This is a genomic window from Burkholderia sp. SJZ089 (assembly GCF_007828315.1).
In the GTDB taxonomy this organism is placed as follows: domain Bacteria; phylum Pseudomonadota; class Gammaproteobacteria; order Burkholderiales; family Burkholderiaceae; genus Burkholderia; species Burkholderia gladioli.
Genome location: NZ_VIUM01000008.1, coordinates 33,597 through 52,095, shown reverse-complemented (window position 1 = coordinate 52,095; position 18,499 = coordinate 33,597). Strand labels below are relative to the sequence as shown.

At 70.3% G+C, this 18,499-nt stretch carries 15 protein-coding genes; 11 read left to right on the top strand and 4 right to left on the bottom strand.

Going from position 1 to position 18,499, the window contains the following annotated elements; translation table 11 throughout:
* Window positions 1-124: 124 nt before the first annotated feature.
* The 7 genes from FB600_RS16495 to FB600_RS16465 all read left to right on the top strand — a co-directional run bounded on the left by FB600_RS16495 (window position 125) and on the right by FB600_RS16465 (window position 8,878).
* Entirely contained in the window at window positions 125-1,096 is a 972-nt protein-coding gene (locus FB600_RS16495) for an ABC transporter permease (protein ID WP_036032903.1), read from the top strand.
* A gap of 8 nt (window positions 1,097-1,104) precedes the next feature.
* The gene (locus FB600_RS16490) at window positions 1,105-2,031 is read left to right on the top strand and encodes an ABC transporter permease (RefSeq protein WP_098183244.1); all 927 of its coding nucleotides are present in this window, start codon (window positions 1,105-1,107) and stop codon (window positions 2,029-2,031) included.
* Between the two features lie 7 nt (window positions 2,032-2,038).
* On the top strand, window positions 2,039-3,016 hold the full coding sequence (locus tag FB600_RS16485; RefSeq protein WP_046580556.1) for an ABC transporter ATP-binding protein: 978 nt from the start codon (window positions 2,039-2,041) through the stop codon (window positions 3,014-3,016).
* Window positions 3,013-4,017, top strand: coding sequence for an ABC transporter ATP-binding protein (locus FB600_RS16480; protein WP_222432923.1), 1,005 nt, complete (start codon window positions 3,013-3,015; stop codon window positions 4,015-4,017). Before FB600_RS16485 ends, FB600_RS16480 begins: the two co-directional genes overlap by 4 nt.
* Window positions 4,014-5,633, top strand: coding sequence for an ABC transporter substrate-binding protein (locus FB600_RS16475; protein ID WP_261383406.1), 1,620 nt, complete (start codon window positions 4,014-4,016; stop codon window positions 5,631-5,633). Before FB600_RS16480 ends, FB600_RS16475 begins: the two co-directional genes overlap by 4 nt.
* Window positions 5,630-7,612, top strand: a complete 1,983-nt coding sequence (locus FB600_RS16470) for a CocE/NonD family hydrolase (protein WP_098153076.1) — start codon at window positions 5,630-5,632, stop codon at window positions 7,610-7,612. Before FB600_RS16475 ends, FB600_RS16470 begins: the two co-directional genes overlap by 4 nt.
* Window positions 7,613-7,771: 159 nt before the next feature.
* Window positions 7,772-8,878, top strand: a complete 1,107-nt coding sequence (locus FB600_RS16465; protein WP_145757084.1) for a porin — start codon at window positions 7,772-7,774, stop codon at window positions 8,876-8,878.
* Window positions 8,879-8,896: 18 nt separating this feature from the next.
* On the opposite strand, the gene FB600_RS16460 is transcribed toward FB600_RS16465, so the two are convergent.
* The gene (locus FB600_RS16460; RefSeq protein ID WP_145757083.1) at window positions 8,897-9,817 is read right to left on the bottom strand and encodes a LysR family transcriptional regulator; all 921 of its coding nucleotides are present in this window, start codon (window positions 9,815-9,817) and stop codon (window positions 8,897-8,899) included.
* Between the two features lie 218 nt (window positions 9,818-10,035).
* Here FB600_RS16460 and FB600_RS16455 point away from each other — a divergent pair, with 218 nt between their 5' ends.
* On the top strand, window positions 10,036-10,902 hold the full coding sequence (locus tag FB600_RS16455) for an NmrA family NAD(P)-binding protein (RefSeq protein ID WP_096751747.1): 867 nt from the start codon (window positions 10,036-10,038) through the stop codon (window positions 10,900-10,902).
* A gap of 39 nt (window positions 10,903-10,941) precedes the next feature.
* On the opposite strand, the gene FB600_RS16450 is transcribed toward FB600_RS16455, so the two are convergent.
* The 3 genes from FB600_RS16450 to FB600_RS16440 are packed head-to-tail and all read right to left on the bottom strand — an operon-like array spanning window position 10,942 to window position 14,164.
* Entirely contained in the window at window positions 10,942-12,270 is a 1,329-nt protein-coding gene (locus tag FB600_RS16450; protein WP_096751748.1) for a dicarboxylate/amino acid:cation symporter, read from the bottom strand.
* Window positions 12,271-12,320: 50 nt separating this feature from the next.
* Window positions 12,321-13,241: an ornithine cyclodeaminase family protein gene (locus FB600_RS16445; protein WP_145757082.1), complete on the bottom strand. Its 921-nt coding sequence runs from the start codon at window positions 13,239-13,241 to the stop codon at window positions 12,321-12,323.
* On the bottom strand, window positions 13,238-14,164 hold the full coding sequence (locus FB600_RS16440; protein ID WP_105819723.1) for a PhzF family phenazine biosynthesis protein: 927 nt from the start codon (window positions 14,162-14,164) through the stop codon (window positions 13,238-13,240). The genes FB600_RS16445 and FB600_RS16440 overlap by 4 nt, the downstream gene beginning before the upstream one ends.
* Window positions 14,165-14,585: 421 nt before the next feature.
* Here FB600_RS16440 and FB600_RS16435 point away from each other — a divergent pair, with 421 nt between their 5' ends.
* The 3 genes from FB600_RS16435 to FB600_RS16425 all read left to right on the top strand — a co-directional run bounded on the left by FB600_RS16435 (window position 14,586) and on the right by FB600_RS16425 (window position 18,293).
* Window positions 14,586-15,902, top strand: coding sequence for a lipase family protein (locus FB600_RS16435; protein WP_096751751.1), 1,317 nt, complete (start codon window positions 14,586-14,588; stop codon window positions 15,900-15,902).
* A gap of 175 nt (window positions 15,903-16,077) precedes the next feature.
* The gene (locus tag FB600_RS16430; protein ID WP_096751752.1) at window positions 16,078-17,208 is read left to right on the top strand and encodes a 3-deoxy-7-phosphoheptulonate synthase; all 1,131 of its coding nucleotides are present in this window, start codon (window positions 16,078-16,080) and stop codon (window positions 17,206-17,208) included.
* Window positions 17,209-17,465: 257 nt separating this feature from the next.
* Window positions 17,466-18,293: a helix-turn-helix domain-containing protein gene (locus FB600_RS16425; RefSeq protein ID WP_098153078.1), complete on the top strand. Its 828-nt coding sequence runs from the start codon at window positions 17,466-17,468 to the stop codon at window positions 18,291-18,293.
* Window positions 18,294-18,499: the final 206 nt, after the last annotated feature.

Below are 18,499 nucleotides of genomic sequence, written 5' to 3'. Positions count from 1 at the left end.
CATAGACGTATGCCGATCGCGCATAGGCTTGCGAGCGCCATATTGACGCCGAATCATCCCATCGACGACCGGCACCGGGAACGGACCGGCCTTCGCATTCTCAACATTCGAGGTTCGACACGCAATGACGGCTTTCATCCTCCGCCGCATCGTCCAGAGCGCCGGCGTGCTGCTGCTCACGTCGGTGCTGGTGTTCTGCGGCGTGTACGCGATCGGCGACCCGATCGCGATCCTGGTCCCGGCCGACGCCAGCCCCGCCGAGATCGCCGAGGCCACGCGCGCGCTGGGCCTGGACCAGCCGCTCTGGCATCAATACCTGCATTTCGTGGCGCGCGCCCTGCATGGCGACCTGGGCCGCTCCTTCGTGTTCGACGAACCCTCGATTCGTCTGATCTTCGAGCGCCTGCCCGCCACCCTCGAACTGGGCTTCGTCGCGCTGGTGCTGGCGCTCGGCATCGGCCTGCCGCTCGGGCTGCTGGCGGGGCTGCGGGCCGGCTCGCGCTTCGACCGCTGCGTGATGTCGGGCTCGATCCTCGGCTTCAGCCTGCCGAACTTCTGGCAGGGCATCATGCTGGTGCTGGTGTTCTCGGTCACGCTCGGCTGGCTGCCCTCGGCCGGGCGAGGCGCGCTGGGCGACTGGTTCGGCATCCATACCAGCCTCGCCACCCGCGACGGCCTGTTGCATCTGCTGCTGCCGGCGCTGAACCTGTCCCTGTTCAAGATGTCGCTGGTCACGCGGCTCACGCGTGCCGGGGTGCGCGAGACGCTGCCGCTCGACTACGTGAAGTTCGCCCGCGCCAAGGGACTGCCGGCGCGCCGCGTGATCGGCGTGCACGTGCTGAAGAACATCCTGATCCCGATCGTCACCGTGGTGGGCATGGAGCTCGGCTCGCTGATCGCGTTCGCCACCGTCACCGAGACGATCTTCGCCTGGCCCGGGGTCGGCAAGCTGATCATCGACAGCATCACGCGACTCGACCGGCCGGTGATCGTCGCCTACCTGCTGATCGTGGTGAGCCTGTTTACGCTGCTGAATCTGGCCGTCGACATCATCCAGTCCCTGCTCGATCCGCGCGTGCGGCTGGAGGCGGCATGAGCGCCCGCATGAGCCGCCTTACGCCGTCGAACCCGCGCGCGCGCCGGCTGCCGCGCCTCGACCCGCATACCGCGCTCGGCCGCGTCGCGCGCCGGCTGGCGGCCTCGCCCGGCAACGCCACCGCGGTGCTGGTGCTGGCCGCCCTGGTCGCGATCGCCCTGCTCGCGCCCTGGATCGCCCCGCAGAACCCCTACGACCTGGCGCAGCTGAGCGTGGTCGATGCGCGGCTGCCGCCGCTCGCGCGCGGCGCGAGCGGGCATCTCTACCTGCTCGGCAGCGACGCGCTCGGCCGCGACATGCTGGCGGCCATGATGTACGGGCTGCGCATCAGCCTCGGCGTGGGCCTGGTGGCCGGTGCCTTCGCGATGGCGCTGGGCACCACGCTGGGGCTCTGCGCGGCCTACTTCGGCCGCTTCGTCGACGCGCTGGTGATGCGCACCGTCGATCTGCTGCTCGGCTTCCCGACCATCCTGGTGGCCCTGATGGTGCTGGCCGTGCTGGGCCAGGGCGTCGACAAGGTGGTGCTGGCGCTGGTCACGGTGCAATGGGCCTACTTCGCCCGCACCGTGCGCGCGGTGGCCGCCGTCGAGCGCCGCAAGGAATACATGGAGGCCGCGCGCTGCCTCGGGCTAGGCCATCGCCGCATGCTGTTCGGCCATCTGCTGCCGAACTGCCTGCCGCCGGTGATCGTGATCGCCCTGGTGCAGGTGGCCTCGGCGATCTCGGCCGAGGCCACCCTCAGCTTCCTCGGCATCGGCCTGCCCGTCACGCGTCCCTCGCTCGGCCTGCTGATCGCCAACGGCTTCCAGCAACTGCTGGCCGGCAACTACTGGATCAGCGTGCTGCCCGGCCTGCTGCTGCTCGCGCTGGTGTTCAGCATGAACGTGGTGGGCGACAGCGTGCGCGAAGCCCTCAACCCGCGTCTGCGGAAATAGGATCGACATGACGACGCCCACCCTATCGGTGCAGCATCTGCGCACCCACTTCCTCACCGGCGCCGGCATCGCGCGCGCGGTCGACGACGTCAGCTTCGAGGTCGCGCCGGGCGAGGTGCTCGGCCTGGTCGGCGAGTCCGGCTCCGGCAAGTCGATCACCGGCTTCTCGGTGCTCGGCCTGGTCGATGCGCCGGGCCGCATCGTCGGCGGCAAGGTGCTGTTCAACGGCCGCGACCTCACCACGCTCGACCCCGAGGCGCTGCGCCGGCTGCGGGGCAATCGCATCGCGATGATCTTCCAGGACCCGATGATGACGCTGAACCCGGTGCTGCGCATCGACACGCAGATGATCGAATCGGTGCGCGCGCACGCGCCGGTGTCGAGGGCCGCCGCGCGCGAGCGGGCCCGCGAGGCGCTGGCGCGCGTGGGCATCCCCGCGCCCGACGAGCGCCTGTCGGCCTACCCGCATCAATTGTCGGGCGGCATGCGCCAGCGCGTGGCGATCGCCATCGCGCTGCTGCACGAGCCGGAGCTGATCATCGCCGACGAGCCCACCACCGCGCTCGACGTGACGATCCAGGCCCAGATCCTGAACCAGATGCAGGAGCTCTGCGCGCGCACCCGCACCGCGATGGTCTGGGTCAGCCACGATCTGGCCGTGGTCGCCGGGCTGGCCGATCGCATCTGCGTGATGTACGCGGGGCGCATCGTCGAGACCGGCAGCGTCGACGCGATCCTCGACCGCCCGCGCCATCCCTACACGGCCGGCCTGATCGCCTCGCTGCCCGAACAGGCGCGGCGCGGCGAGCCGCTCAAGCCGATCCCCGGCATCGCGCCGAACCTGCTCGCGCTGCCGCCCGGCTGCGCGTTCGCCCCCCGCTGCACGCGCGCCACCGAGCAGTGCCGCCGCGTCGAACCGCCGGTCGCCGCCGAACAGGACCACAGCTGGCGATGTTTTCATCCGCGCCACGGAGCCCCGCAATGAGCCTCTCCCCCGAATCCACGCCGCTGCTGGAAGCACGGCAACTGACGCGCCGCTTCAGCCGGCGCACCGGCCCGCTGCAGCGGCTCGCCGGCCGGCTCGGCCTGAGGCCGGACACGCCGGTGGTCCATGCCGTCGACGGCGTCGACCTGACGATCCGGCGCGGCGAGATACTGGGCCTGGTCGGCGAATCGGGCTGCGGGAAGTCGACGCTCGGGCGCATGCTGGCCGGCATCGTGCCGCCCTCCGAAGGCAGCATCCGCGTGCACGAGGCGGACGGCGCCGCGCCGCGGGACGGTGCGCGGCGCCTGGCCACCCAGCTGATCTTCCAGGACCCGCTGTCCTCGCTGAATCCGCGCAAGCGCGTGCGCGACCTCATCGGCGAGGCGCCGCTGGTGCATGGCCTGGTCGATCGCGCCGGCCAGCAAGCCTACGTGGTCGAGATGATGGAGCGGGTCGGCCTCAACCCCGATTTCCGCGATCGCTTCCCGCACCAGTTCTCGGGCGGCCAGCGCCAGCGCATCGGCATCGGCCGCGCGCTGGCGGTCGATCCGGACTTCCTGATCTGCGACGAGTCGATCGCCGCGCTCGACGTCTCGATCCAGGCGCAGATCATCAACCTGTTCCTGCGCCTGCGCGACGAACTGGGCGTGACCTACCTGTTCATCAGCCACGATCTCGGCGTGGTCGAGCACCTGAGCGATCGCGTCGCGATCATGTACCTGGGGCGCGTGGTGGAAACCGCGCCGAGCGTCGAATTGTTCGCGCGTCCGCTTCATCCGTACACCATCGCCCTGCTCGGCCAGGTACCGCGCCTGTCGAACCGGCGCCAGCGATTCGAGGCGATACGCGGCGAGATTCCCTCGCCGCTCGCGCCGCCCGAAGGCTGCCACTTCCATCCGCGCTGCCCGCATGCGAATGCGCGCTGCCGCAGCGAGCGGCCCATGCTGCGCGAGACCGGCGCCGGGCACTGGAGCGCCTGCCACCTGGTGGAGGCGGCATGATGCGCGCGCGTTTCTCGCGGCACGCGCCGCGCGCGATCGCCGCGGCGCTGGCGGCCGCCTTCGCGATCGCCTGCCCGGCGGCGCCCGCCGCCACCGCCGCCGCGCCGATGCGCGAGATCACCCTGGCGCTGGCCTCGGAGCCCGCCTCGCTGGACCCGCTGTTCTCGCGCACGCAGAACAACATGCAGGCGGCCGAGAACATGTTCGAGCGGCTGATCTCGCAGGACGCCAACCTGCAGGTAAGGCCGGGGCTCGCGCAATCGTGGCGCAATCTCGACGCCACCACCTGGGAGTTCCACCTGCGCGCGGGCGTGCGCTTCTCCGACGGCTCGCCGCTGAGCGCCGACGACGTCGCCTGGTCGCTGCGACGCGCGGGCCACGTGCCGAACAGCCCCGCGCCGTTCTCGGGCGCGGTGGCCAATATCGCGCGCATCGAGGTGGTCGATCCGCTCACGCTGCGCATCGTGACCCAAACGCCGTCGCCGGCCTTCGTCGAACAGGTCGGGCTGGTCTACATCGAATCGCGCCGCGCCGGCGAAGGCCACCCGAGCGCCGATTATCGCCAGCCCGCGGTGGCGGTCGGCACCGGCCCGTATCGCCTGGTGCGCTGGACGCCTGGCGACCGGCTGGTGCTGGAGCGCAATCCCTATTACTGGGGCAGGCGCCCCGACTTCGACCGCGCCACGCTGCGCTATGTCGCCAACGACGCGGCGCGGCTCTCGGCGCTGATCTCGGGATCGGTCGACCTGATCGACAACGTGCCGCCCGTCACGCTCGATCGATTGCGCCAGGCGCGCGGCCTGCAGTTGTTCTCGGGACCCTCGGCGCGCCTGGTCTACCTCGCGCTGGACGGCTCGCGCGCGCAATCGCCGTTCGTGCACGTGGCCGCCGGCACGCAGGCCGCCGCCAATCCGCTGCGCGACGTGCGGGTGCGCGAGGCGATCTCCAAGATGATCGACCGCGACGCGATCGCTCGGCACCTGCTGGGCGGCGCCGCGCTGCCGGCCGCGCAGATCGTGCCGCCCGGCATCGGCGGCTACGACCCGCACCTGGTGCCCGACGCGCCCGATCCCGCGGGTGCGCGAAGGCTGCTGGCCGAGGCGGGCTATCCCCATGGCTTCCGGCTCACGCTGCACTCGTCGAACGACCGCTTCACCAGCGACGGCGATCTCGGCCAGGTGCTCGGCCAGATGCTGGCGCGCGGCGGCATCCAGGTCGACGACGTGATCACCCAGCCCTACAACGTCTATGCCGGCGCCGCCGCGAAACGTGCCTACAGCGCCTTCGTGTTCAGCTTCGGCAATACCACCAGCGACTCGGCGATCGCGCTCACCAACGTGATCGCCAGCCATTCGAGCGCGGCCGGCACCGGCGCCTTCAATCGCACGCGCTACAGCAACCCGCGCGTCGACGCGCTGCTGCAGGCGGCGGCGCGCAGCTTCGACGTCGCCGCGCGCAACCGGCTGCTGGCCGAGGCCGCCGACCTGGCCTTCCGCGACTACGCGATCGTGCCGCTCTACTTTCCCGTCGCCTATTGGGCGGCGCGCGACGACCTGATCTTCCGCCCGAACCAGTCCGAACGCACTTCGCTGCTCTACGTAGAGACCCGACCATGACGTTTCCCGTTTCCCGCCACGCCGCCGATGTTCCGGCACCGACGCCGGCGCGTCCGGCCGCCGTTTCCCACGACGGCCTGCCCGACCTCAGGGTGCCGATGCGCGACGGCGTGCGCCTCGCCACCGACGTGTACTTCCCGCCCGGCTATCGCAGGGAAGTCGATCCGCCGCTGCCGACCATCCTCGAACGCACGCCTTATGGCAAGACAGCGATCTCGCGCGCCGAGATCCATCGCGGCGCGCCGCCGATGACGCGCATCGAGGTGGCCCGCTACTTCGCCGCGCGCGGTTATGCGGTGGTGATGCAGGATTGCCGCGGCCGCTACGATTCGGAGGGACGCTTCGAGAAATACCTGGCCGAAGGCCCCGACGGCTTCGACACGATGGCCTGGATCGCCGCCCAGCCCTGGTCCGATGGCCGGGTCGGCACCATGGGCCTGTCCTATGCCGCGCACACGCAGTTGGCGGCCGCCTGCCTGAACCCGCCCGCGCTGACCTGCATGGCGCTGGACTCGGGCGGCTTCGCGAACGGCTATCACTGCGGCATCCGCCAGGGCGGCGCATTCGAGCTGAAGCAGGCGACCTGGGCCTTCAATCGTGCCCGCAACAGCGCGGCCGCCGATGCCGATCCCCTGGTGGCCAGCACGTTGGCCGGCCACGACCTGCGCGACTGGTTCGCGCGCATGCCATGGCGCCCCGGCCATTCGCCGCTCGCGCGCGTGCCCGAATACGAGGCCTACCTGTTCGAGCAATGGACGCATGACGTCTACGACGATTATTGGCGGCAGCCGGGCATCTGCGCCGAGCACTTCTACGACACGATGCGGCGCGTGCCGGCGATCTGGATGTCGAGCTGGTACGACGCCTATGTGCGCAGCACGCTCGCGAACTTCCAGGCGCTGTCGGACGACCCGGCCGCGCCCGCCTATCTGATCATGGGGCCCTGGCTGCACGGCGATCGCAATGTCCGCTACAGCGGCGATGTCGATTTCGGCGCGCACGCGGTGATCGACGGCGAGCTGGCCGACGACTGGCTGGCGCTGCGCGCGCGCTGGTTCGAGCGCTGGCTGAAACCCGCCGCTGCCGCGGCGCTCACGCCCGATACCGCCGCCGAGCCGGTGGCACGCATCTTCGTGATGGGCGGCGGCAGCGGACGCCGCAACGCCGAGGGGCGCATGTCGCACGGCGGCCGCTGGATCGGCTCGCCGGCCTGGCCGCTACCCGGCACGCAGGAGCGCCCCTTCTATCTGTGCGCGGACGGCCGCCTCAGCGACGACCCCACCGCCGCCCAGGCGCAGCCGACCTCGATCGCCTACGCCTTCGATCCGTCCCGGCCGGTGCCGACCATCGGCGGCGCGCTGACCTCCGGGGCCCCGGTGTTCGATGGCGGCGCCTTCGACCAGCGCGAGCTGCCCGGCTTCTTCGGCGTGCGCGAGCCCGGCATGCCGCTGGGGGCGCGGCCCGACGTGCTGGTGTTCCAGACGCCGCCGCTCGATCACGAGCTGGCCGTGATCGGGCCGATCCGGGTGCGGCTGTGGATCTCGAGCGATGCGCCCGACACCGACTTCACCGCCAAGCTGATCGATGTCTGCCCGCCCAACGAAGACTATCCCGACGGTTATGCGATGAACCTGACCGATGGCATCTTCCGCTGCCGCTTCCATGCCTCGTGGGAAGCGCCCGCCGCGCTCGAGCCGGGCCGCGTCTACGAGATCGAGATCGAGCCCTTCGCGACCGCGAACCGCTTCGCCCGTGGCCACCGGATCCGCGTCGACATCTCCAGCAGCAACTTCCCGCACTTCGACGTGAACCCGAACAGCGGCGAGGCGCCCGCGCTGGCCCGCGCGCCGCGCGTGGCCGTCAACCGCGTCTGGTTCGGCGCCGGCACGCCCTCGCAAATCGTGCTGCCGATCGTCGATACCGACCGACTCGACGCCCTCGCCCTGCCGCCATACCAGGCAGACAGCAGCCGCGCCTGAGCGGCCGGGCTTTCCACTTCCCCCCGGGCCCAGGCCGCGCGGCATGCGCGGTGCCTGGCGGGAAACCGTCGCCTTTATTTCGCATCACTGATCAATACGAAGAACAAGAGATTTCGTCAACCGTAGTGCCTATTCGTGCAGATAGCAGGGGAACCCACCATGAAAGCAGCAGCATCGCGTACCATCCGCATCGCGGCCGGCAGCGTCGGCATCGGCCTCGCCGCCGGCGCCGCCCAGGCGCAATCGAGCGTCACCTTGTACGGCATCGTCGATGGCGGCTTCACCTACACCAGCAACCAGGGCGGCCACGCCAACTACCAGTCCACCGCGGGCAGCGAGCAAGGCTCGCGCTGGGGTTTGCTGGGCAGCGAGGACCTGGGCGGCGGCAACAAGGCCATCTTCCGCCTCGAGAACGGCTTCAACCTGCAGACCGGCACGGCCAGCGCGAACGGGCGGATCTTCGGTCGCCAGGCCTGGGTCGGCATCGCCACGGCCCGCTACGGCACCCTGACGCTGGGCCGCCAATACAACGCCTCGCAGGATTCGCTGGAGCCGCTGCAGGTCGCCACCGATACCGTGCAGTACGCGACCCACCCCTTCGATACCGACGACATCAACAACAGCTTCCGCACCGACAACGCGATCAAGTACGTCACGCCCAGCCTCTACGGCCTGCAGATCAACACCATGTACGCGCTGTCGGGCAATGCCGGGGCCTTCTCGACCAATCGCTCCTACAGCGTGGGGGCCGCCTGGTCGGGCGGCCCGTGGCGGCTCGGCGCCGCCTACGTGGTGCTCGACCACCCGGCCACCGACACCACCGGCGCGATCCCGTCGGACAACTATTTCAGCTTCCTCAAGGGCATCACCTACCAGCGCATCTGGGGAGCCGGCGGGCTCTACGAACTCGGCAACGCCACCTTCGGGCTGCTCTATACCAACACGCGCTTCGAGCTGACGCCGGCCAGCCAGTACCAGACCTACGAGAATGCCGAGGCCAGCCTGCGCTACCGCCTCACGCCGGCCCTGCACGCGGCGATCGCCGAGACCTACACGAACGTGTCCACCAACGGCAAGGTCGGGTCGTGGCACTACTGGCAGACCACGGCGGCGCTGCAGTATTTCCTCTCGAAGCGCACCGATATCTACGTCGACCTGCTCTACCAGCACGCGACCAACGCGCTCGCGCAGATCGAGGGCACCAGCGGCGCGTCGAGCGGCCCCTCGCAGTTGCTGGTCGTGACCGGCATTCGCCACAAGTTCTGAGCGCTCGGCGGCACGCCTTCAGCCCGGCGTGCCGCCCGTCAGGCCGATCACGAAATCGAGGAAGGCGCGCGTGCGTGCCGGCAAATGCTGGCGCGACGGGTAATAGGCATACAGCGGGAAACGCTCGTCGGCCCAATCCGGGAACAGGTTGACCAACTGCCCGGCGGCGATCATCGGCTCGACCGCGAAGGCCAGCATCTGCGCCACGCCGAGGCCCGCCACGCAAGCGCGCACATGCGCGGCCGGATCGTTGACGGTGAGCCGGCCGCGCGCCTCCACCACCAGGTGCCGGCGCTTGCGCCGGAACTCCCAGCGATAGGGGCGACCCGTCTCGGGATTGCGGAACTCGATCACGCGATGGCCCTCGCCGGCCAGGTCCTCGGGCCGCAGCGGCCGGCCGTGGCGCGCCAGGTAGGCGGGCGCGGCCACCGTCACCACGCCGGTGTCGAACAGCTTGCGCGCGACCAGGGTGGAGGCCTTGGGCTCGCCGAACTGGATCGCCAGGTCGAAACCCTCCAGCACCAGGTCGCCGACCGTATCGCGCGCGATGACCTCGACGTCCAGCCCGGGATACGCTGCCATGAAGCGCTCGAGCGGCGCGCCCAGCACCAGCCCGTAGCAGACCGGATCGAGGTTGACGCGCAGCCGGCCGCGCACCACCGCCGCGTCGCCGGCGGCCGCCGCGGCCGCCTCCTCCAGACCCGCCAGGTGCGGCATGACCTGCTCGTAGAAACGGCGCCCCTCGTCGGTCAGCGAGACCGAGCGTGTGGTGCGGTTGAACAGGCGGATCTTCAGGCGCTTCTCGAGCCGGGCGATGGCGCGGCTGACGCCGGGCGGCGTCATGCCGATCACCTCGGAGGCAGCCGCGAAGGTGCCGGTGTCGACCACGGCCGCGAACACGCTGATTCCGCCGGACAGGTTCTCGTGACGCGATGGCATCGGGGTGGACCGGCGCGGGCCGGGCGTGAGGGAGGATGGCGCAAAGGTATCACGAGCCGAAGGCCGCCGATCGATGACGCCATGTCATCAATGCCCTGACCCGGCGGGCCTGGGTCGCGCGCGGGCGAGCCCGCACAATCCGTCTCATTCCCGGCCGGGCCCGGGCCACCGAGGGGCGCCGGCACCGGCTCGCGCCCCGCTGCGAGAAGGAATTCCCCATGTATGCGATCACCGGCATCACCGGCAAGGTGGGCGGCGCGCTCGGCCGCCAGTTGTTGAGCGAGGGCCGCCCGGTGCGGGCCGTGGTGCGCGACGCCGGCCGCGCCGGAGACTGGGCCGCGCGCGGCTGCGAGATCGCCACCGCGGGGATGGACGACGCACCCGCGCTGGCCGCCGCCTTCGAGAACACGCGCGCCGTGTTCGTACTGCCGCCGTCCGACTTCGATCCCGAGCCGGGTTTTCCGAAGGCGCGCCGCATCATCGACGCGGTGGTCGCGGCGCTGCGCGCGGCGCGTCCCGAGCGGGTGCTGTGCCTGAGCACCATCGGCGCGCAGGCCGGCGAGATGAACCTGCTCACGCAGCGCGGGCTGATGGAGCAAGCGCTGCGCGAGCTGCCGATGCCGGTCACGCTGCTGCGGCCCGGCTGGTTCATCGAGAACGCCAGCCGCGACATCGAGTCGGCGCGCGAGCACGGCCTGATCGCCAGCTTCCTGCAACCGCTGGCGCGCCCCGTGCCGATGAACGCCACCGCCGACGTCGGGCGCGTGGCGGCACGGCTGATCCAGGAAAGCTGGCAGGGCCTGCGCGTGGTCGAGATGGAAGGGCCGCGCCGCCTGAGCCCGCACGACCTCGCGGCGGCCTTCTCGCGCGTGCTCGGCAAGCCGGTGCAGGCCGAGGCGGTGGACCGGCGCGCCTGGGACGCGCTGTTCCGCGCGCAAGGCATGCGCCATCCGCTGCCGCGCATGCGCATGCTCGACGGCTTCAACGAAGGCTGGATCGACTACGAGTGCACCCACGGGCCGATCCTGAAGGGCGAGGTGGAGGTCGATGCGGTGCTGCGCGAGTTGATCGCGCGAACGGGGTGAGGCGCAGGCAGCGCGCCAGCCGAACGCCTTGACGACGGGTCAGGCCGCTCGATGACCGTGCTGCATCGCCACCGGCACGGTCGCCGCCGCCTCGGCGCGCTGGACCATGTCGTCCGCCTCCGCCTCTGCCTCCTCCCGCGCCCCTTCCTCCATCAACACCCCCTCCCACTTCGCCACCGCCGCCGAGGCCACCGCGTTGCCGATCACGTTGGTGGCGGTGCGCCCCATGTCGAGGAAGTGATCCACGCCCATCACCAGCAGCAGGCCCGCCTCGGGAATATCGAACTGGCCCAGGGTGGCCGCGATCACCACCAGCGAGGCGCGCGGCACCGCCGCCATGCCCTTGCTGGTCAGCATCAGGATCGCCAGCATCGACACCTGCTGCGCGAAGGACAGGTGCACGCCGTAAGCCTGCGCGATGAACAGCGTGGCGAAGGTGCAATACATCATGGTGCCGTCGAGATTGAAGGAATAACCGATCGGCAGCACGAAGCTGGCGATGCGCTTGGGCACGCCGAAGCGCTCCAGCTGCTCCAGCGTCTTCGGGTAGGCCGATTCGCTGCTGGCGGTGCTGAAGCCGAGCAGCATCGGCACGCGCATGTACCGGATCAGCGCGAACACGCGACGGCCCAGCAGGGCCCCGCCGGCCAGCACCAGCAGCAGCCAGAGCAGCAGCAGGCCGCCGTAGAACTCGCCCATGAAGCGTCCGTAGGTGAGCAGCACCGACAAGCCGCGCGAGGACACCACGTTCGCGATCGCGCCGAACACGGCGATCGGCGCGAGCGCCATCACGTAGCCCGTCACCTTCAGCATCACCTGCGCCACCTCGTCGAGCAGGCACACCACTAGCGCGCCCTTGTCGCCGAGCGCCGTGAGCCCGGCGCTGAAGAACGCGGCGAACACCACGATCTGCAGGATCTCGTTGCCGGACATCGCCTGCACGATGCTGCTCGGCACCAGGTGCGCCACGAACTGGTTCAGCGACAACGCGCCGGCATTGAGCCCCGAGCTCGCGTTGGCCGGCGGCAGCGGCAGCCCCAGCACGGCGCCGGGCTTCAGCCAGTTCGCCAGGCACGCGCCCAGCACCAGCGACAGGAAACCGGCCGCCATGAACCAGCCGAGCGTGCGCAGGCCGATGCGGCCGGCGGTGCGCACGTCGCCGATGCGGGTGACGCCGGTCACCAGCGTGCAGAACACCAGCGGCGCGATGATCATCTTGATCAGCCGCAGGAACACATCGGCGAGCAGCGAGAAATAGCCGCCGAAGCGAGCGGCCTGGTCGGCCGGCAAACCGGCATGGCAGGCATAACCGGCGGCGATGCCGAGCAGCATGCCGGCCACGATGCGGGCGGTGAGCGGAAACTTCATGAGGCACTCCTGGGCGTTCGCGGACGAACGCGGGTAGCAAGGCAGCCGGTTCAATGTCCTGAAACGAGCCGCGTATAGGCGAGACAGGCCACCGCCGCATCCTGCAGCGCGATGCCGACGGCCTTGTAGATGACGATGTCCTCGGCGTCCCCGGCACGGCGCTCGCCGGCCGCGATCACCGTCGACAGGTCGACCAGCGGCCGGCGCTCGACCAGCTCGCGCGGCGGCAGCAGCAGGTCGCCGGTTTCGAGCGGCGTCTGCCGGGTCCAGTCGACCACCAGCCGCGAGGCGCGTTGCAGCGAGGCATCGTCGATCTCGCGCTGGTCCGGCCGCGTCGCGCCGATGCTGGCGACGAAGGCGCCAGGCCGCAGCCAGTCGCCGCGAAGCACCGGCTCGGATGCGCGCGTGGCGAGCACCACGATGTCCGCCGCGGCGGCTTCGCGCGCCTCGACCACTCGCGTCCCGATCCCGTGGCCGGCGGCGATCTCGTCGGCCAGCGCGCGAGCACTTGCCTCGTCCGGGCTGTGGATGCGCAGCTCGCGCAAGCCCGGCCGCGCCGCGAAGGCCAGCGCATGCGCGCGAGCCTGGACGCCGCTGCCGAACAGCCCGAGGCTGGCGCTGCCCGGGCGCGCGAGGTGCTCGGCGGCCAGCAGCGTGGTGGCCGAGGTACGCAAGCCGGTGATCGAATCGCCTTCGAGCAGCGCCACGAGTTCGCCGTCGTCGAGCGAGAACAGCGCGATGTAGAAACGGAAACGACCGTCGATGGTCGTGTAGAGCTTGCTGGCCGCCAGCCGCGCCGAACCGAGCATCGCGCTCATCGCGCTGAACTTCAGGTCGGCCAGGCCGATCCGCGCGCGCGGCTGCACGCTGGCGCCGCCGTTCGCCATCTCGAGGTAGGCCCGGCGGATCGCCTCGACCGAGGAAGGGATATCGAGGCAGCCGGCCACCTGGGCATTGGTATAGGTCTTCATGCGCGCGGCTCCAGCGTGGTCGGCTCCACCGCGCCGCTGATCCAGCAGCCCGCCTCGGGATTGCCCGGCTCGCGCAGGGCCACGCCGATGCTCGACGGCCGCCCCATCGCCACGCCCTGGCGGATCGTGATCGCCGTCTCGCCGGCCGGCAGCAGGCCGTGGTGCAGCGCGCCATACAGGGTCGCCGCCGCCGCGATGCCGGTGGCGGCGTCCTCGGGATAACCGGAGCCGCGCGGGAACTGCCGCGCCTGCAGGACCAGCGGCCGGGCCGCTTCGATCGCGAAGGGATAGAGTCCCGTCGATCCGAGCGCGTCGCACAAGGCGCGCACCGCGTCGAGCCTGGGCGCGATCGTATGGAGCCGCTCGACCGAGCGGATCGGCACCAGCGTCTTGGTGCGGCTGGTGCAGGCGTTGACGATGCCATGCGGGCCGAGCGCGTCGGCATCGAGGCGCAGCACCTGGCGGATCGCGTCGAGCAGGCCCGCATCCTCGACCGGCTGCACGCTGCCGCGCGGCTGGCTCACGTCGATACGTCGCGCCGCTTCGTCGTAACGCAGCTCGACCACGCCGCTCAGCGTCTCGACGCGGGCCGTCGCGCTGCTCCAGCGGCCGGTCTCGCGCAGCAGCCACATCGCGCCGAGCGTGGCATGCCCGCACATCTCCATCTCGTGCTCGGGCACGAAGAAGCGCAGCCGGCACAGGTTGCGAGGATCCTCAGGCATGCAGACGAAGGCGCTTTCGTGACCATAACGCGCCGCCACCGCCTTCATGGCCTCGGCCGGCAGCGTATCGGCATCGAGCACCACGGGCGCCGGGTTGCCGCCGCCGGCACCGGCCGGGAACACGCTGAGGAAATGCGGCCGCGGATCGCCGCGATCGTTCGCGACGCCCGCCGACGCGGACAGGACTCCAACAAGACTCATGAACTGGCTCCCACGTAAAAGTGGCGCCAGCATGCCGAAGCACAAAAAAACGGTCGCGCCCGATCGGGCCAGGCATCGAGCACGATCGGGCCAGCCGCGCGCCGGGCCCGTCGCGCGGGGGCCGCGCCGCCCCGGCGTTTTCCCTGTGCCGAGCGAGCAGCCCGTTCATTTCACGAATCCGCCGCCGGCTTCGTGCCAGGCGGCCGCGCATCGTCGCGAGCGTTTCAAAAACATGTTTGGAGCGGGCGCGCGGTTGATTTCCAGGCAGCCCGTCATCCAGAATCCTCGCGACGGGTTCGAGACGCCCGCCCGAGAAGAACCCCATATTCCGGCCAATTCGTTCCCGTTTCGATGCAATCGATCGCTTTGCAGTCCTGTTGAAACTACATAAACGAAACAAACTCACAGAGGGACTTCTCGCATGTCATCCAAACTCTCCCTGGCCGCCGCCGCGGCCGTGTCCTGCCTGCTGGGCCTGGCCGCGTCGCCGGCCAGCGCCGGGCCGGCCACCGTTTCCGATCCGTTCTACACCTACACCGGCAACACGCCCCTGGCATCGATTCCGGCCGGCACGGTGCTCAAGACGCGCGAGCTCACCTATCACGTGGCCGGCATCCCGACCGCGCTGAAGGCCGAGCAATTGCTGTATCGCACCAACAACGCGCAGAACCAGCCGGTGGTCAACGTCACCTCGGTGATCCGCAGCCAGGTCAGCAACGGCCACGCCATCTCCTACCAGTCGGCCTACGACTCGCTGAACCCCTACGACGAACCCTCGCAGGTGATCGCCGGCAATCGCGACATCACCAAGTTCGTCAATCTCGGCACCCTGATCTACAGCGCCGAATCGATCCCGCTCTCGGCGCTGCTGCTCCTGGGCTACAACGTGATCGTGCCCGATACGCAAGGCCAGACCGCCGACTTCGCGGCCGGCCCCGAATACGGCATGACCACGCTCGACTCGATCCGCGCGGCGCTCAATACCTCGTCCACCGGCCTCACGCCCGCGAGCAAGGTGGCGATGATCGGTTATTCCGGCGGCGCGATCGCCACCAACTGGGCCGCGCAGCTGGCGCCGAGCTATGCGCCCGACGTCAACAAGCAGCTGGTGGGCGCGGCCGAGGGCGGCGTGCTGGTCGACCCCGCCCACAACCTCAAGTACGTGGACGGCAGCATCGTCTGGGGCGGCGTGGCCGCGGCCGCGCTGGCGGGGCTCTCGCGAGGCTTCGGCTTCGACCTGACGCCCTACCTCAGCGATACCGGCGTGGCCGTGTTCAAGGACATCCAGAGCCAGTCGCTCGCCTACATCCTGCCCAGGTACACGGGCCTGCGCTGGAAGACCCTGTTCAAGCCGCAATACGCGAACGACATCAACAGCATCCCGGTGTACGTGACCTACGCCAACAAGGTGAACGCGGGGCTGGCCCCCTCGCCGACCATCCCGATGTACATCGGCCAGGGCACCATCGGCATCGTGGACGGCACCTTCAGCCTGCAGGTGGGCGACGGCGTGATGCTGGCCCACGACGTGCGCGCCCTGGCGCAGAAGTTCTGCGCGAGCGGCACGCCGGTGGTCCATGTCGAATATCCGCTCGACCATTTCGGCTCGGTCGCGACCTGGGCCGCCGGCATGCTGCCCTGGCTCTACGATCGCTTCGCCGGCAAGCCCGCGCCCAGCACCTGCGCGCTGACGGCCCTGCTGCCGAGCAGCTCGCTGGCGCCGGAAACGCAGCACTGAGCGATGCGGCACGCACGCCGATAACAAAAAAACGCTGTCGCCCAGGGGCGATCCGCCGTCGCGGATCGCCTTCTTCATTTTCCTTCACCGCCCCCGTCCGCCCGCTCCGCCGTCACGACCGAATGCCATAATCGAGCCTGCCCGACATTCAAGAAGACGTCCCCGGAGAATTTCCATGCAGAACCTCGACAATCCCTCGCACGACCGCGAGGTCGGCGTTGCCGACGCGACCCAGGACACCACGCGCATCGACGACGTGCGCATCGGCGCGGTGCGCCCGCTGATCTCGCCGGCGCTGCTGCAGGACGAGCTGCCGGTGCCGCAGGCCACGCAAACCCTGGTCGAGGACACCCGCAAGGCGATCGGCGACATCCTGCACGGCCGCGACGACCGCCTGCTGCTGGTGGTGGGCCCCTGCTCGATCCACGATCACGACCAGGCGCTCGATTACGCGCGCCGCCTGAAGGCCGCCGCCGACACGCTGAAGGACGAGCTGCTGATCACCATGCGCGTCTACTTCGAGAAGCCGCGCACCACGGTGGGCTGGAAGGGCTACATCAACGATCCTCGCCTGGACGGCAGCTTCCGCATCAACGAAGGGCTGCGCGCGGCGCGCCACCTGCTGCTCGACATCAACGCGCTGGGCCTGCCGGCCGCCACCGAGTTCCTCGACCTGCTGAGCCCGCAGTACATCGCCGACCTGATCGCCTGGGGCGCGATCGGCGCGCGCACCACCGAGAGCCAGAGCCATCGCCAGCTCGCCTCGGGCCTGAGCTGCCCGATCGGCTTCAAGAACGGCACCGACGGCGGCGTGCAGGTGGCCTCGGACGCGATCGTGGCCGCGGCCTCCAGGCATGCCTTCATGGGGATGACGAAGATGGGCATGGCCGCGATCTTCGAGACGCGCGGCAACGACGACGCGCACGTGATCCTGCGCGGCGGCAAGAACGGCCCGAACTACGACGCGGAGCACGTGGAAGCCTGCTGCGCGGTGCTGCGCAAGGCCGGCCTGCGCGAACAGGTGATGGTGGACTGCTCGCACGCGAACTCGAACAAGTCGCACGAGCGGCAGATCGAGGTCGCGCAGGACCTGGCGGGGCAGCTCGCGCAGGGCGAGCAGCGCATCGTCGGCGTGATGGTCGAGAGCCATCTGGAGGCGGGGCGCCAGGACCTGAAGCCGGGCGTGCCGCTCAAGCGCGGCGTGTCGATCACCGACGCCTGCCTGAGCTGGGCGCAGACCGAGCCGGTGCTGGAAGTGCTGGCCGATGCCGTGCGCCAGAGGCGCGCGCATTCGCGCCAGGCCTGAGCGCCGCGGCGGCGGCATGGCGCAGCGGTAGTCGGACGAATCGGCTGCCGCTGGCGCGCTCGCGGTTGCCTGCCGCCGGCCGGCGAGCACCGCGCCGCCAGCCGGCGGCAGGCAGCGGCAAGCAGCGCACCGCCGTGAATTTCGACGCCGGCGCGACGCGCCTTATACTGGCCGCTCGATCCGCGTGCCGGCCCCTGCCGCGCGAAGCATCGCATGGCGTGCGCCGCGCCCCTGTCCGGCGCGTCAGGAATCGCATCATGAAGCACTATCCCACCGCCTCCCGTCATCTCTCGGACGACCGCGTCGCCGACGTCCGGCACGTATCGGTCGGCGGCTATCGCACCGAGCCGCACGCGCACGACGAGGAATACATGTTCCTGCTGCCGCGCGCCGGCCAGTTGATCCTCAATGTCGAATCGAACGCGGCGCCGCTGCGCGTCGCGCCGAAATCCTTCGTGGTGGTCCCGCCGCATCGCCTGCACCACACCCACGGCTACCGGCCCCAGCAGGAACACGTGGCGGTCTACGTGGCCCGCGATTTCGTGGCCCATTGCGAGCGCAAGGCGCGGCGCGCGCTGTCCTGCGCGCGGATTTCGGTCTGGTCCGCGCCGCTGCCGCTGCTCGACGCCGTGCGCGTGGCCGCCGGCACCGGCCAGGCCGGCGGCGGCGAGCTGGCCGCCTATCGCGCCGAGCTGGCCGCCCAGATGGCGGCGGCCGCCTGCGTGGAAGCCGGCCTCGCCTCGGCGCCGCTGCCGCCCGGCAGCGCCGACGCGCATCGCGAGCTGGTGCGCGACATCCTTGCCTTCCTCGACGCGACGCTCGACCAGCCGGTCGGGCTCGACCGCATCGCCTACGAGTTCGGACTGTCGCGCCGCACGCTCACGCGCATCTTCCGCGACGCGACCGGCGAATCGGTGGTCGACTACCAGTCGCGCCGACGCGTCGAGCAGGCGCGGGCGCTGCTGCGCGCGCCGAACATGACGGTGGTGGCCGCGGCCGCCGCGGTCGGGCTGGAGTCGCCCTCCTATCTGGCCCGGCTGTTCCGGAAACATGGCTACGCGCCGCCGCGCCGCATCAAGGGCTGAACGCCCGCTTTCCCCGCGCCCTCCCCGTTTCCTTCAGACGAAATCGCCGCCCGGCGCGGCAACCGTCGCCATTAGCCACGTTTATCGATTCGATAATCGGCAGATAGTTTTCATTATGGCGACCGCCCTTTAGACTCCGTGAAAACCCTGAGCCGCGCGCCGTTCGATCCGGCGCGCTTCGTTTGGACGTGTCCCGCGGTTTCGGC

Excerpts from the sequence above, each read along its gene's own strand:
- FB600_RS16495 (WP_036032903.1), top strand. The coding sequence starts at position 125 with ATGACGGCTTTCATCCTCCGCCGCATCGTCCAGAGCGCCGGCGTGCTG.
- FB600_RS16490 (WP_098183244.1), top strand. The coding sequence starts at position 1,105 with ATGAGCCGCCTTACGCCGTCGAACCCGCGCGCGCGCCGGCTGCCGCGC.
- FB600_RS16485 (WP_046580556.1), top strand. The coding sequence starts at position 2,039 with ATGACGACGCCCACCCTATCGGTGCAGCATCTGCGCACCCACTTCCTC.
- FB600_RS16480 (WP_222432923.1), top strand. The coding sequence starts at position 3,013 with ATGAGCCTCTCCCCCGAATCCACGCCGCTGCTGGAAGCACGGCAACTG.
- FB600_RS16475 (WP_261383406.1), top strand. The coding sequence starts at position 4,014 with ATGATGCGCGCGCGTTTCTCGCGGCACGCGCCGCGCGCGATCGCCGCG.
- FB600_RS16470 (WP_098153076.1), top strand. The coding sequence starts at position 5,630 with ATGACGTTTCCCGTTTCCCGCCACGCCGCCGATGTTCCGGCACCGACG.
- FB600_RS16465 (WP_145757084.1), top strand. The coding sequence starts at position 7,772 with ATGAAAGCAGCAGCATCGCGTACCATCCGCATCGCGGCCGGCAGCGTC.
- FB600_RS16460 (WP_145757083.1), bottom strand. The coding sequence starts at position 9,817 with ATGCCATCGCGTCACGAGAACCTGTCCGGCGGAATCAGCGTGTTCGCG.
- FB600_RS16455 (WP_096751747.1), top strand. The coding sequence starts at position 10,036 with ATGTATGCGATCACCGGCATCACCGGCAAGGTGGGCGGCGCGCTCGGC.
- FB600_RS16450 (WP_096751748.1), bottom strand. The coding sequence starts at position 12,270 with ATGAAGTTTCCGCTCACCGCCCGCATCGTGGCCGGCATGCTGCTCGGC.
- FB600_RS16445 (WP_145757082.1), bottom strand. The coding sequence starts at position 13,241 with ATGAAGACCTATACCAATGCCCAGGTGGCCGGCTGCCTCGATATCCCT.
- FB600_RS16440 (WP_105819723.1), bottom strand. The coding sequence starts at position 14,164 with ATGAGTCTTGTTGGAGTCCTGTCCGCGTCGGCGGGCGTCGCGAACGAT.
- FB600_RS16435 (WP_096751751.1), top strand. The coding sequence starts at position 14,586 with ATGTCATCCAAACTCTCCCTGGCCGCCGCCGCGGCCGTGTCCTGCCTG.
- FB600_RS16430 (WP_096751752.1), top strand. The coding sequence starts at position 16,078 with ATGCAGAACCTCGACAATCCCTCGCACGACCGCGAGGTCGGCGTTGCC.
- FB600_RS16425 (WP_098153078.1), top strand. The coding sequence starts at position 17,466 with ATGAAGCACTATCCCACCGCCTCCCGTCATCTCTCGGACGACCGCGTC.